Consider the following 791-nt stretch of genomic DNA (forward strand, 5'->3'; position numbering starts at 1 on the left):
CACCGCATTCATTAGGTCTTCATCGATGGTGGTATTTAGCTTGTTGATGTTTGAACTGATACTGCTGAGCGCTTGCTTGAGTTCGGGGTTTATATTGCCTTCTTGCTCAAGCAGTGCGTTCAACTTGTCTTGGGCTAACAGTAGAGCTTCGTATTGACGATTGAGCTCATCGCTTGCGAGATAGCTAAGGTTGCCATCGTATAACGAATAAACGCCATAGGTTCTGACCTGCGCAAGTAGTGGTGATAGAGAGTTGTTTAAGGTTGAAGCGATTTGAAAGTATGACTGGATCAACGGATCTTCGTCTAAAGCCAAATGGGTCGACTGGGCAACGTCTAGAGCCAATTGCTGAACAGAGCTTTCTAGCTTCTTATACGAGTTTCGCTGGCTGGCAATATCAAGGTCTTGAGGAGTATTAATGACATCAGATTGCGCCGCTTTCAAAGCTTCAACGATCTCTGGGTTTAGCACACTCAAATCTTCTGAGATGTTTTCCAATAGATCGTTATTTAAATTATTGCTTCGCCGAGATTGATTTGCGAACGCCATATTTTGACGCTGTCGATTTAATGACTCAAAGTCAATCTGACGCTGAAAGTTGTGTTCATACGACAGTAGCGAAAAGTATATACCTGCGCCCCCTAACTTGTTTTTAGAGTCGCTAATTTGATCCTGAAGCTGAGAAAGAAGAATCCATCCAAGTGCGGCAATCGGCAGTATCCATAGAATACTGATTAACGCGAACTTTTGTGTGTAGCTAAGGCGATTCATTAATGCAATCGCAGGGGACA

At 43.4% G+C, this 791-nt stretch carries 1 protein-coding gene; it reads right to left on the reverse strand.

Annotation, left to right across the window (positions count from 1 at the left end; all coding sequences use genetic code 11):
* Window positions 1-771: hypothetical protein (locus A3762_RS23110; protein WP_156493690.1), on the reverse strand; the 771-nt coding region annotated here is incomplete at its 3' end.
* Window positions 772-791 lie beyond the last annotated feature (20 nt).

The organism is Oleiphilus sp. HI0125, from assembly GCF_001635355.1.